The 12134-nt window shown below is 66.4% G+C and carries 13 protein-coding genes; 5 read left to right on the forward strand and 8 right to left on the reverse strand.

Annotated elements, in window-relative coordinates; all coding sequences use genetic code 11:
* Window positions 1-10: 10 nt before the first annotated feature.
* Window positions 11-1936, reverse strand: coding sequence for an AMP-binding protein (locus tag SynA15127_RS09680; protein ID WP_186483883.1), 1926 nt, complete (start codon window positions 1934-1936; stop codon window positions 11-13).
* A 31-nt stretch (window positions 1937-1967) separates the two neighbouring features.
* Window positions 1968-2663, reverse strand: coding sequence for a lipoyl(octanoyl) transferase LipB (gene lipB / locus SynA15127_RS09685; RefSeq protein ID WP_186483884.1), 696 nt, complete (start codon window positions 2661-2663; stop codon window positions 1968-1970).
* 11 nt (window positions 2664-2674) lie between these two features.
* On the opposite strand from lipB, the gene hpf reads away from it, so the two are divergent.
* Genes hpf through SynA15127_RS09710 form a run of 5 tightly spaced genes read left to right on the forward strand, consistent with a single transcriptional unit; the run spans window position 2675 to window position 7324 of the window.
* Window positions 2675-3262: a ribosome hibernation-promoting factor, HPF/YfiA family gene (gene hpf / locus SynA15127_RS09690; protein ID WP_043692222.1), complete on the forward strand. Its 588-nt coding sequence runs from the start codon at window positions 2675-2677 to the stop codon at window positions 3260-3262.
* A 14-nt stretch (window positions 3263-3276) separates the two neighbouring features.
* A complete protein-coding gene (locus SynA15127_RS09695; RefSeq protein ID WP_186483886.1) occupies window positions 3277-3954 on the forward strand; it encodes a 2-deoxyribose-5-phosphate aldolase in 678 nt (225 codons plus the stop codon).
* Between the two features lie 4 nt (window positions 3955-3958).
* The gene (gene recO, locus SynA15127_RS09700; protein ID WP_186483887.1) at window positions 3959-4768 is read left to right on the forward strand and encodes a DNA repair protein RecO; all 810 of its coding nucleotides are present in this window, start codon (window positions 3959-3961) and stop codon (window positions 4766-4768) included.
* Window positions 4769-4812: 44 nt separating this feature from the next.
* Window positions 4813-6120, forward strand: coding sequence for an MFS transporter (locus tag SynA15127_RS09705; RefSeq protein WP_186485684.1), 1308 nt, complete (start codon window positions 4813-4815; stop codon window positions 6118-6120).
* A gap of 34 nt (window positions 6121-6154) precedes the next feature.
* Window positions 6155-7324, forward strand: coding sequence for a glycosyltransferase family 4 protein (locus SynA15127_RS09710; RefSeq protein WP_186483888.1), 1170 nt, complete (start codon window positions 6155-6157; stop codon window positions 7322-7324).
* Between the two features lie 2 nt (window positions 7325-7326).
* Here SynA15127_RS09710 and proC read toward each other — a convergent pair whose 3' ends face one another.
* The 6 genes from proC to der form a co-directional block, all read right to left on the reverse strand.
* A complete protein-coding gene (gene proC, locus SynA15127_RS09715) occupies window positions 7327-8139 on the reverse strand; it encodes a pyrroline-5-carboxylate reductase (protein WP_186483890.1) in 813 nt (270 codons plus the stop codon).
* A gap of 11 nt (window positions 8140-8150) precedes the next feature.
* Window positions 8151-8714 carry a cell division protein SepF gene (locus tag SynA15127_RS09720; protein ID WP_186483892.1) on the reverse strand — a complete coding sequence of 188 codons (564 nt, stop codon included), beginning with the start codon at window positions 8712-8714 and terminating at the stop codon, window positions 8151-8153.
* 106 nt (window positions 8715-8820) lie between these two features.
* A complete protein-coding gene (locus SynA15127_RS09725) occupies window positions 8821-9483 on the reverse strand; it encodes a YggS family pyridoxal phosphate-dependent enzyme (RefSeq protein ID WP_186483893.1) in 663 nt (220 codons plus the stop codon).
* A gap of 4 nt (window positions 9484-9487) precedes the next feature.
* The gene (locus SynA15127_RS09730; RefSeq protein WP_043692244.1) at window positions 9488-9754 is read right to left on the reverse strand and encodes a PipX family protein; all 267 of its coding nucleotides are present in this window, start codon (window positions 9752-9754) and stop codon (window positions 9488-9490) included.
* Window positions 9755-9769: 15 nt separating this feature from the next.
* Window positions 9770-10678: an energy-coupling factor transporter transmembrane component T gene (locus tag SynA15127_RS09735; RefSeq protein WP_186483895.1), complete on the reverse strand. Its 909-nt coding sequence runs from the start codon at window positions 10676-10678 to the stop codon at window positions 9770-9772.
* A gap of 3 nt (window positions 10679-10681) precedes the next feature.
* A complete protein-coding gene (gene der, locus SynA15127_RS09740) occupies window positions 10682-12049 on the reverse strand; it encodes a ribosome biogenesis GTPase Der (protein WP_186483896.1) in 1368 nt (455 codons plus the stop codon).
* Window positions 12050-12134: the final 85 nt, after the last annotated feature.

A 12134-nucleotide genomic window follows, 5' to 3' on the forward strand; every position in this document is an offset into this window, starting at 1 on the left:
GATCATCCCCTCATCGGCCGTACAGCTGCTCGATCAGGGCAGCATCCCGGGCCGTGATGCGATCGCGACGCTGCTTGAGCGTCTGCGTGAGCAGACCGTTCTCGATGCTGAAGGGATCCACCAGCACCACCCCGGCCAAGCGCTCATCCCCACGGGAGCCGGATCGTCCCTTGAGCAACCGGTTGCACTCCTGCATCAGCCGTTTCAACAGCAGCGCATCCCCCGGGCGCCCTCCAAGATCCTCCGCCAGGGCCATCCCCTGCTCCGAGGCCCAGGTCTGAAGCGCTTCCACCCGGGGCACCACCAGTGCTCCGAGCTGGCGTTCGTCCTGACCCACCAGCATCACCTGCTCGATTAGCGGACTGGCCACCAGAGCCTCCTCCAGTGGACCGGGTTCGATGTTCTCACCGCTGCTCAGCACGATTGTGTCCTTGGCGCGGCCGGTCAACGCCAGCGAACCATCCGCGAGCAGGAGCCCCAGATCACCGGTGTCGAACCAGCCCTCAGCATCGAGCACCTTGGCGCTGGCCTCCGGCCGGCCCAGATAGCCCCCCATCACCTGGGGACCGCGCACCAGCACACGGCCCCTGCGGCGCAGTCCCAGATCCTCGCCGGACTCCGGATCCACGATGCGGAACTCGGTCTCCGGCATCGGCAGGCCTGCACTGCCGCGGATGTTGCGCCACGGTCGGCGGCAGCTCACCACCGGACTGGTCTCCGTGAGTCCGTACCCCACCAGCAGCTCGATCCCCACCGCTTCGAAGAACGCATCGATGTGAGGGGCAATGGCTCCGCCACCGCTGATGGGATACAGCAGCTGTCCGCCGCTGAGCTGAAGCCGCAGCTTCGGCCAGATCAGCGTGGAGGCAAGGGCGTGCAGAGGCCAGCGCAGCCCCGCTTCCGCAGCCGCCGCCAGCCGGCCGGCCGGTGCCATCGGTTGCAGCAGAAGGTTGCGCGCGGTCCGCATCGCGCGCCGCTGGGCCGCACTGTTGGCCAGGGCCGCTCTCAACACCCGCTGTCGCGACGGCGGGAAGGTTTTCAGCACATCCTCGAACCCTGCCTGCACCGCTTCCCACAGACGCGGCACCGTGGCCATGGCGATCGGCCGCACCCGCGGCAGATCCTTCTTCAGCTGCTTGATCGTGGTGTAGGTCTGCGTGCAGGCGCAGGACAGGAAGTAGTAACTGGCGCTGCGCTCATAGGCGTGCCAGATCGGCAGCACGCTGAGCACAGGCGAGCCTGGAGCCGGATAGGCCACACAGGCCAGAGAGTGCATCTGATGCAGCAGATTGGCGTGGGTCAGCGGCACCCCCTTGGGCTGGCCGGTGGTGCCGGAGGTGTAGAGCACCGTGGCCACCGCCTGACGTGACTGCTCACGGTCCGCGTCGCATGGCACCGACGGGCTACCACGCCCGCTCGCCAGGAAGGCGTCCCAGCTCATCACCCCGTCCTGAGGCTCCCCTTCCAGCTGCAGCACGAAGCGAAGCGGGGCCCGCTGCTCCGGTGTCAACGCCAGGCGTCGCCACACCTCCGCGTTCTGCACCACCAGGGCGGTGGCCCGACAGTCCGACAAGATGTAACGCAGCTCTTCAACCGGAGCGGACGCCCCCCGAACGGCATCGGCTGCACCGGCCCGCATCAGCCCCTGATCCGCCACCAGCCAGCGGGGGCTGTTCTCGGCGAACAGCGCCACCACCTCGCCGGCTTCCAGACCCTGCTCTCGGAAAGCCGCAGCCGCCGTGGCGATGCACTGAGCCAGTTCCGCGAAGCTGAGCCGTTCCGGATGTGCCACATGGGGCGCATCCAGGGCCGTCAGGGTGCCGTGGTGATCCGCCAGCCAGGGCCAGATCGCATCCACCCGCTGCAGCGCGAGGACGTGCTGATGGCGTCGAAGCGAGTCCTGCTCCTGGCGTGTCGGGGTCCAGCTGGCCGTCATCGGAGGCGATCCATCGATGGGCTCAGGCCTATCACGCTTCCGCGGACCAGACCAGATCGAAACGTCGGCGCAGGGCTTCCCGCAGCCGGGGCTGAACCTGTTCCACCGTCAACCCAGGCCGCCAGTCGCACAGACGACCCACCCGGCTGCCCCGGAGACCGCAGGGGGTGATGACCTCAAACCCGCTCAGCGCACAGGACACATTCAGGGCGAGACCGTGCTGGGTGATCCAGCGACGGCATCCGGTTCCAATGGCCGCAACCTTGCGACCCTCCAGCCAGATCCCTGTGAAGCCCGGGATGCGCTCTCCCACCAGGTCGAACTCCGCAAGCACATCCAGCAGCACCTGTTCCAGCTGTCGCAGATACCAGTGCAGGTCCGGCTGGTGACGACGCAGATCCAGCACCGGATAAGCCACCAGCTGGCCCGGCAGATGGTGCGTTACCTCCCCTCCGCGATCGATCCGGTGCAGCGGAGCCGGCGGAACCTGCGGATCGAAGTGAAGATGCTCTGCGCTGGCACCGCGACCGAGGGTGTAACAGTCCGGATGCTGAAGCAACCAGACTGCCTGCGGCTGGCAGGGATTCTCCAGAAGACGCTGCTGCCAGCGCCGCTGAGCGCTCCAGGCCTGCTCGAACGGCACCGGCTCCGCAGGCTCAAAAAGAATTGCACGGGAGGACTGTGCCGAATCGCCAACCGTTCCTAATTTGCCGTCAACAATCGGCACAGGAGCGTTGCATGAAGTTGCTGATCCATGGTCGCAACCTCGAGATCACGCCAGCCCTGCGGGACTACACCCAGACCAAGCTCGAACGGGCGACGCATCACTTCGCTGAGGCGGTGCGAGAGGCGGATGTGCATCTCTCGGTGGCCCGCAACCCCCGTGTTCCTCAGCAAACCGCAGAGGTGACGGTCTTCGCCAACGGCACCGTGATCCGGGCTCAGGAACGCAGTGAGAATCTCTACGCCAGCATCGACATGGCCGCGGGGAAGCTGGCGCGTCAGCTGCGGCGCTGGAAGGAGCGCCACAGCGATCACCACCACAGCCACGGCCACAGCGCCAGCCTGACGCCCGGCACCGAATCGATCACCGATGACGAACCGGTGGACGGCTCACTGCTGAAGGGCCGCCATGCTGAGCTCCCCGACCCCGGCGTGCGCCGCAAATATTTCGCGATGCCGCCGATGAGCCTGGAGGAGGCCCGTCATCAGCTCGATCTAATCGATCACGACTTCTACCTGTTCCGCGACAGTGACAGCGGTGAGCTGCAGGTGATCTACCGGCGCAACCATGGGGGCTACGGCGTGATTCAGGCTCGGGACTGAAGACCGCAACCGCCATGGCCGATCCCCTTCAGGACCTTCCGGATCTGCCTCCCCTTCTCGACCAGGCCATCCTCGACCCGCTGCTGAATGCCGAGCAGCTGACCGAATGCTGCGATGCCAGCCGGGAACGGAACATCCGGGCCATCTGCGGCACCCTTGCCAGGCTGCCGGCCCTGCGCCATCGACTCGGGGGTGGTGACGGTCCACGACTGATCGCCGCCATCGACTTTCCGTTCGGCACCCTGCCCGCCGGTCTGCGACTGGCTGAGGCCCAGTGGGCGGCAGCCAACGGAGCCGACGAGCTGGATGTGGTGCCGGATTTCAGCGCCCTGGCCGATGGCGACTCCGGCCGCTTCGCCGAGGACCTGGCCGCTCTATGTGATCTAGGCCTGCCCCTGCGGGTGGTGCTCGACATGGCCAGGCTCAGCGACGCGCAGCTGGAACTGGCGGTGGAAGCGGCGATCGATGCCGGGGCCAGCGGTGTGCTCACGGGAAACGGTTTCGGTCCCGCCTGCCATCCGGATCAGGTGAGCCAGCTGAAACAGCTCTGTCGCGGCCGCTGCGCGATCAAGGCCGCTGGCGGGATCCACAGCCTGGAGCTGGTGCACGATCTGGTAGCAGCCGGCGCCAACCTGCTCGGCACCAGCAGTGCTCCTCAACTGCTCCAGGCCCAGCGACAGCCCATCGGTTGACCCCATGGCGGAACGACGGCTGGAAGGGCTCGTCCTGAAGGTGGGTCCCCTGGGGGAGCACGACCGGCTGCTCACTCTGCTCAGCGAGGCGGAGGGGGTGAGCCGGCTGGCGGTCCCTGGGGCGCGACGTCCGAAGAGCAGCCTGGCCGCCGCTGCTCCGCTCACCCTCCTGGAGCTTCAGGTGGGAGGCCGCAGCGGACTGGCCCGGGTGCGGCAACTGCGCGTCCAGCGCAGTTTCAGCGGCCTGGGCCGGCGGCTGGAGACCCTGGCTGCCGCTCAGGCCCTAAGTGATCTCTGCCTGCTGATGGGCGCCGATGACGATCCGATCACCGGAATGCTGGCGACCCTGATGCTGCATCTGGAGCGGCTCGAGCAACGGGCCGAGGCCCCGACCATGGTGCTGGCGAGCACCGTTCAGGGCTGTGTCCACCTGCTGAGCCTCGGGGGCTACGGGCTGCCGCTGCAGAGCTGCTGCCGCAGCGGCGCCCCGCTGGATCCACCCATCGGTCAGTGGGACTGGCGTTGCAGCCTTCTGCCCGAGGACGGCTTCGCGATCGGGGCGGAACCCACGGCGCGGCTGATGCTGAATCCATCGGAGCTGGCCCTGCTGCAGCGGCTGCCCCGCCCGGATCTGCCCTGCCGACGCTCCGGGGAGCTGATGGGCCCCGAACCGGTTTGGCTCAGGCTGCTCTCCGTCGTGGAGCTCTGGATCCGCAGCCATCTGCCGAGAGGCAGCCGGGCGTTGCCGATGCTGCGGGAATCTCTGGCTCACCCTGCGGTGAGCGATCATGTGCCCGACGCGGGCGGATCTTGAGCGGCACGGTTTCCAGCGCGCAGGATGAGGGACGCCAGGGTCTGATGGCCGTTGTGCGGCTCGAGGACTTCCGCCGGCTCTGGATCGGCCAGATCTTCTCCCAGCTGGCGGACAAGTTCTACATCGTGCTGATGGTGTTCCTGATCGCCCAGCACTGGGTGAGTCAGGACGCTCAGAGCAGCGGCGCCATGGCGGAGGTCGCCTCCGCCATCCGCATGGACATCGAGACCAGAGCTCAGCGCATCACCCTGCTGGCGACAGGCATCTACGTGGCCAACACCGTGCCCGCCGTGCTGCTGGGAATGCTGGCGGGGGTCTGGGCCGACCGCTGGCCGAAACGGCGGGTGATGGTGGCCTCCAACGCCATGCGGGCCCTGCTGGTGCTGCTGGCCCCTGTCTGCCTTCTGCCGGGTCCTGAACTGCTCGGGCTCAGCTGGGGGTACTGGGCCCTGCTGCTGATGACCTTCCTGGAGTCGGTGCTCACCCAGTTCTTCGCCCCGGCGGAACAGGCGGCCATTCCGCTGCTGGTGCCGAACAAACTGCTGCTGGCGGCCAATTCGCTGTATCAGGCCACCAGCATGGCGGCCACCATCGTGGGCTTCGCCCTCGGTCAACCGATCCTGCGACTGCTCAATCAGAGCCTCGCCAGCCTGGGACTGTCGGGAGGTGAATTCCTGCTGCTGCCGTTCTGCTATGGCATGGCGGCTCTTAGCCTCAGCACCATCCGTCTGCGCGAGACCCCCTCGCGGCCGAACAACATCGGCATCGGGGAAGAGATCCGTGAAGGACTGCAGGTGCTGGTGAAACGGCCGACCGTGCGGCGGGCCATGCGCAATCTGGTGCTGCTGTACAGCCTGCTAGCCGCGATGTACGTGCTCGCCATCAGCCTGGCGGGTTCGATCAGCAGCCTGGGGCCCACGGGATTCGGCAGCCTGCTGGCCATGAGTGGCCTGGGTATGGCGATCGGAGCGGTGCTGACCGCCCAGCTCGGGCATCGCATCAGCCGCCACCATCTCGGAGCCGCCGGACTGGCTGCCATCACCTGCTGCCTGGTGCTGCTCGGCCAGCTCCAGGGGCGCCTGCTGATCACACTGAGCCTCTGCATCCTGCTCGGCATCGGTGCCGCCCTGGTGGCGATCCCAGCCCAGACGACACTGCAGGAGGACACCCCGGAACGGGAACGGGGCCGCGTGTTCGGCCTGCAGAACAACCTGATCAACATCGCCCTCAGCCTGCCGCTGGTGCTGGCGGGGACCCTCGTGAGCAGCGTCGGACTCAGGCCGGTGCTGCTGCTGCTGGCGACCCTGGCCCTCGGCGCGGCAGTGCTGGAGAGACCCTGGAAGCGCTGCTAACTTGCTGCCTTGCCAGAGGAGGACCGCAGAGCGCTTGGTGCAGATTGCCTGGCTGGGTAAAAAATCTCCGTTCTGCGGCAATGTCTCCTACGGCCTGAGCACCACGCAGGCCCTGCGTGAACGCGGTCACCAGACTCACTTCATTCATTTCGACAATCCCCGCAGCCCGGAAAGCGGTTCCACCTCACTGCTGGCCAATGATCCGGATGTGAGCCTGCCCTACCTGGTGAAATCGCAGGTTTACACCATCCCTTCTCCAGGCGCCCAGAGGGAACTGAGGGACTCCCTGGAACGGATCAGGCCGGACATCGTCCACGCCAGCCTGACTCTCTCGCCGCTGGATTTCCGCTTACCCGACCTCTGTCAGCAGCTGGGGGTCCCCCTCGTCGCCACGTTCCATCCCCCCTTCGACGCGGGGATGCGCAACCTCACCGCCGGGACCCAGCAGCTCTCCTACCAGCTCTATGCCCCGGCGCTTGCCCGTTACGACCGGGTGATCGTGTTCTCCCAGCTGCAGGCGGAAGTGCTGATCCGCCTCGGGGTGCCGGCCGACCGCCTGGCCGTGATCCCCAACGGCGTGGACACCGATCGCTGGGCACCGTCCCGTCACGGTGGTGATGCCGTGCTGTTGCAACGGGTTCGGCAGCGCCTCGGATCGGAGCGCACGTTCCTCTACATGGGCCGCCTTGCCACGGAGAAGAACGTGGAGGCGCTGCTACGGGCCTGGCGCCTGGTGTCACCCCAGGGATGCCGACTGGTGATCGTCGGTGACGGTCCGCTGCGCGGCACCCTCCAAAACAGCTTCAACGAGTCAGGGATCCTCTGGTGGGGATACGAAGCGGACCTGAACACCCGCATCGCCCTGATGCAGTGCGCCGAAGTCTTCCTGCTGCCCAGCCTGGTGGAAGGACTGTCTTTGGCGCTGCTGGAGGCCATGGCCACCGGCACGGCCTGCATCGCCACCGACGCGGGTGCCGATGGCGAAGTGCTGGAAGGTGGGGCCGGAATCGTGTTGAGCAGCCAGGGAGTGGCCACCCAGCTGCGCACCCTGCTGCCGGTGCTGCGCGATCAACCGGTGCTCACCGCGGAACTCGGACGCCGGGCACGGCAGCGGGCGCTTGAGCGCTACCGACTGAGCCGCAACATCGACGCGATCGAGCAGCTGTACGGCACCCTTCTGGCCACCAGGCCACTGGCGGCCTGAGTTCAGGCGAGTTCCCGACTCCGCTCAGCCGCCGCCAGCACGGCTTCGATCAGGGCGGAGCGGACCCCGGCCTGCTCCAGACGACGCAGACCGGCGATTGTTGTGCCCGCGGGCGAACTCACCATGTCCTTCAGCTGAGCCGGGTGCAGCTGTCGCTCCTGCAGCAGAGCGGCACTGCCCGCCAGGGTGCGATGGGTCAGATGCAGAGCCTGATCTCTGGGAAGTCCAGCCGCCACCGCTCCATCCGCCATCGCCTCGGCCACCACCGCCACAAAGGCGGGACCGGAGGAAGTGAGGGCCAGAAAAGCGTCCAGCTTGGGCTCCGGCAGCTCCAGCACTTCACTGACGGATGCGAAGAGATGGCGCACCCGGGTCCGTGATTCGGGGTTGATGTCGTCTCCCCAGGCCAGAGCCGTCAACCCGGCCCCCACAAGGGCCGGCGTGTTCGGCACAGCCCGGATGCAGCGATGTCCTGGGAACAGCCGCTGCAATCGCGACAGGCTGACCCCGGCGAGCACCGAAATGAGCAGAGGCTGCCCTACGACGGCGGGCGCCTCGGCCGCCACCGCATCCAGTTGCTGGGGTTTGATCGCCAGAAGCTGGAGCGGCGCTGTCCAGACCTCACGGGCGGTCGCTGCATCTGCAGAAAACAGCCGCACGCCGGAAGGCAGCTCATGGGAGAGGGGCTCGATCGAAGCGGCACGTCCGACCACGGCCATCAGGCCCCCAGGATCAAGCTCGCCACGCTGGAGCAAGGGTTCAACAAGGGCCCGGGCCATGCGGCCCAGGCCGATCACACCCACGTCGGGAGTCAAGACCTCGGATCTCAGAGAGCGGTCGCCCCCCAGGCGGGGGAGGGCGCTGAACTGCTCTCCTCCTCCTTGGAGTCGCTTTCGCGGCTGACGACGGTGGGGGCGGAGGTCTCCTCGTGATTGGTGTTGGTGACCGTGACGCAACTGGGGGCGAACAGGAAGATGCTCTCGCCGACGCGCTCCTGATGTCCGTCGATGGCGAAGGTGCCTCCCGCGACGAAATCGACCGCGCGCTGAGCCTGATCCGGTTCCATCATCGTGAGATTGAGGATGACGGTCTTGCGCTCGCGCAGAGCCTGGATGGCGCGGGGCATTTCATCGAAGCTGCGCGGCTCCATCAGATTCACCTCCGCGGCGGCGGTGCTGATGCCCGGCATGCCGATCACATTGGATCCGGGCAGGCTGTCGCCGAGATCGAAGGGGTTGCTGTCGGCAATGGTCGCCAGCGCACCCCCATCGGCATGGGTAGCCCGCTGGTCCTGCTCGTGCTGCTCGTCTTCATAGACGAGATCGTCAAGATCGCCATCGAGATAGTCGTCTCCGGCGACGACGGCACGTAGGCGGGAAATCAGCGACACCTTGGATTCCTCTCAGGCTGAGACGTGGATGAGCAGGCAGGTTCGAAGTCCGGGGCGAGCCGAACAACCTTGTCCCTGGATAGCGTTTTAGCCCCGCTCAAGCAAGTCACTCAGCCCCATCCTGTGACGTTGGCCTCGGACCGAACAGGGCCGAACCGATGCGCAACCAGGTGCCGCCCTGCTGCACCGCCAGGGGCCAGTCACCACTCATGCCCATAGAACAGTCCGCCAGCTCCAGCCTGTCGGCCAGGGCGCGGCAGTCCGAGAACAAGGCACTGCGGTCCGCCTCCCGGGCCTCGAGCGGCGCCATGGTCATCAGGCCGGTGATCGAGAGATGTGGGAGCGCGGCGAGAGCCGACCAGGCCTCCAGCAGGCCCTCCGCCGAGAAACCACCCTTGCTGGGATCCGGGAGCAACTTCACCTGCAGCAGCACCTGCGGATGACAGGCCTCCTCCCCTGCGATCCGGGACACCCGTTCAGCCAGGGCCAGGGAATCGATCGAATGGATCACGGAAAAAGCCCGCACCACCCCCCGCACCTTGTTGCTCTGCAGGCGACCGATGAAATGCCACTCCAGAGCAAGGTCCTCCAGCTGCTCCTGCTTCGGAAGCGCTTCCTGCAGTCGGCTCTCCCCGAAAGCCCGCTGACCCAGCCCGGCCAGAGCCCGCACCGCCTCGGCGGGATGCCCCTTGCTTACCGCCAGCAGCCGGGCCGATCCAGACAGCTGCTCCTGCAGCTCCCGCCAGCGATCGACCGCAGAGGCTGTCATCAATTCAGATGAAGGTCTGATCAAACAGCTGCCGCCAATCCTCCAGATCGGGCGACCCATCGCGGCGGCAACGGCTCAGGTGCACATCCGCATGATGGCGCGCGTCTTGATATGGGATCACCTCGAACTGAGCCCCGCGCGGCTGAAGCGTCACTAGAAAGAACATCCGCTGCGCGTAGAGGGTTGCGTAGACGTCACGGCCTTCGCCGGCCGGTGCCACCCGGTAGAGCATCCCGAAGGTGGGGTGATTGAGATACCGCTCAGCTGCCATCACCCGGATCGCAAGTCAGAACGCACCGTACCTGCTGCGTAGAAACAGCACGATCAACAGCGACAAGGCCGCTGCGCCGTTGAGCAGTCGCGCCGGCGATTCCACTGGCAGTCGCAGCCGCGCCGGACTGAGGATCCTGCCGCCGCGGGCGACCAGAGCATCCGCCCCCTGCTCCGCCCTCAACAGGATGTTGGCCAGCAGTCGTTCGCCGACGGAGAGCACCAGGCCGAAGGAAGCCTTGAATCCCAGGAGACGGAAACTCACGGCCCGGCTGGCGAGGGCCCGCAGCAGGTTCTGCAGCTCCTCCTGCACCAGAGGAAGAAACCGCAACGCCAGCAGCAGCTGGAATCCCAGCCGCTGCATCGGCAATCCCAGCTTCTCCAGCGGCATCAGGCACCAGGTCAGAGCCCAGACCAGGTCCTCCGGCATCGTGGTGAGCAGCACCAGATTGACGCTGTGGATCACGGTGAAGATCAGCGTCGAGGTGCGCAGGCCCAGCAGCGCCGAAGCCCGATCCACCACCAAAGGCCCCAGGGTCAGCGGACCCAGCTGGACAGGGCCGAGGCGCAGCAGATCCCAGCTTGGCCAGTCCGTGCCGAGACCCGGCAGCTCTTGCGGATCGCGCAGATTCAGAGGTGACGGAGGGTCCACCGCCGGCAGCAGCAGGGAGAGCAGACCCACGGCGATCGAGAGCAGGGTCAGCAGCAGCAAGGACCTCCACCAGAGGCGAACCGGCAGACCGCTGATCAGAGTGATCAGCAGCAGTCCAAGCACCAGGGCGAGGCGCCACAGGGGGCCGGCCAGCACAGGGGTCAGCAGGAACACCAGGGACCAGGCCAGCTTCAGGCGCGGATCGAGCCGTCGCGGCCAGCCCTCGGCGCCGTCGACGTACTGCCCCATGGGGATCTGACGCAGCCAGTCCATGGCTCAGCTGGATCGTTGCTGCTGGCGTGCCAGATCCCGTTCCGCATCGCGCTGCTGCTTGCCACGCCAGAACAGCTTCACCGGGGTTCCATCGAAGCCGAGTCCTTCCCGGATCTGACGCTCCACGTAACGGCGGTAGGTCTCTCCGAACAGTTTCGGATCATTGACGAACAGGGTGAAGCTCGGCGGACGGGTCGACACCTGCGTGCCGTAGTAAAGCCGCCCTTGGCGTCCACCACGGGTTGTGGGTGGGCTTCGCCAGCTCAGCGCCTCCTTGAGCACCTCGTTCACAACGGAGGTGCTGACCCGGCGCCGGTGCTGCTCGACCGCCAGGGCCGCCAGGGCGAAAATGCTGTCCACCCGCTGTCCGGTTAGCGCTGATGTGAACAGCATCGGCGCCCAGTCGAGGAAGTAGAGCTTGGCGCGCAGCTCCTTCTCCATCGCCGGCAAGGTGTGGCTGTCCTTTTCAACGGCGTCCCACTTGTTGACGACCACCACACAGGCCCGTCCGTCCTCCTCGATCCGACCCGCCAGCCGTTGATCCTGCTCGGTGACCCCATCCAGGGCATCGATCACCAGAACGCAGACATCACTGCGCTCGATCGCCTTGAAGCTGCGGTTGATGCCGAAGTATTCCGGGCCGTAATTGACGCTGCGGCGGCGGCGGATGCCGGCGGTGTCCACCAGTCGCCAGGAGCGGTTCTCCCGTTCGAGGCTGGTGTCGATGGTGTCGCGGGTGGTACCCCGGATCGGGCTGACAATCGCCCGCTGCTCACCGCAGATGGCGTTCAGAAGACTGGATTTACCGACATTCGGCCTTCCGATGATCGCCATCTGAATCGGCTCCTCCTCCTCCCCCTCTTGATCCTTCGGCGGGAGAAACGTGAGCACCTGATCCAGCAGTTCGCCGGTGCCGGCCCCGTGAATGGCTGAGATCGGATGGGGCTCCCCCAGCCCAAGACTCCAGAACTCGCCGGCCATGGCCAGACCCTGCTCGGGGGACTCGCACTTGTTCACCGCCAACAGGGTGGGGCAGGTGTGCGTGCGCAGAAACTCGGCGATGGATTCGTCGGCAGCGGTGATGCCCTGCTGACCGTCGACGATCACGAGGGCGACGCTGGCCTCCTCGAGCGCCAGGTTGGCCTGCTCCCGGATCTCAGGCAGAAACTCACTGTCGTCGTCGAACACCAGACCGCCGGTGTCCACGACCTTGAAAACCCGGTCTCCCCAGAACCCGTCCTGATAAGTGCGATCCCGCGTCACTCCGGGTTCGTCATGGACGATCGCCTCACGGCTGCGGCACAGACGATTGACCAGCGTGGACTTGCCGACGTTGGGACGTCCGATGATCGCAACGACGGGACGCGCCACGGGGCGGGACTCCGATCAATTCCTGACCCTACAGACCCGCGGAAACGGAAACCTTTCGAAACGAGACCAATCAGACTCTAGCGAG

The sequence above is a fragment of the Synechococcus sp. A15-127 genome (assembly GCF_014280215.1).
Classification (GTDB): domain Bacteria; phylum Cyanobacteriota; class Cyanobacteriia; order PCC-6307; family Cyanobiaceae; genus Parasynechococcus.

What these genes read in the sequence shown, in the direction of transcription:
- SynA15127_RS09735 (WP_186483895.1), bottom strand. Translation starts at nt 10,678, where the DNA reads ATGGACTGGCTGCGTCAGATCCCCATGGGGCAGTACGTCGACGGCGCC.
- SynA15127_RS09705 (WP_186485684.1), top strand. Translation starts at nt 4,813, where the DNA reads ATGGCCGTTGTGCGGCTCGAGGACTTCCGCCGGCTCTGGATCGGCCAG.
- hpf (WP_043692222.1), top strand. Translation starts at nt 2,675, where the DNA reads ATGAAGTTGCTGATCCATGGTCGCAACCTCGAGATCACGCCAGCCCTG.
- recO (WP_186483887.1), top strand. Translation starts at nt 3,959, where the DNA reads ATGGCGGAACGACGGCTGGAAGGGCTCGTCCTGAAGGTGGGTCCCCTG.
- SynA15127_RS09730 (WP_043692244.1), bottom strand. Translation starts at nt 9,754, where the DNA reads ATGGCAGCTGAGCGGTATCTCAATCACCCCACCTTCGGGATGCTCTAC.
- SynA15127_RS09695 (WP_186483886.1), top strand. Translation starts at nt 3,277, where the DNA reads ATGGCCGATCCCCTTCAGGACCTTCCGGATCTGCCTCCCCTTCTCGAC.
- SynA15127_RS09725 (WP_186483893.1), bottom strand. Translation starts at nt 9,483, where the DNA reads ATGACAGCCTCTGCGGTCGATCGCTGGCGGGAGCTGCAGGAGCAGCTG.
- SynA15127_RS09680 (WP_186483883.1), bottom strand. Translation starts at nt 1,936, where the DNA reads ATGACGGCCAGCTGGACCCCGACACGCCAGGAGCAGGACTCGCTTCGA.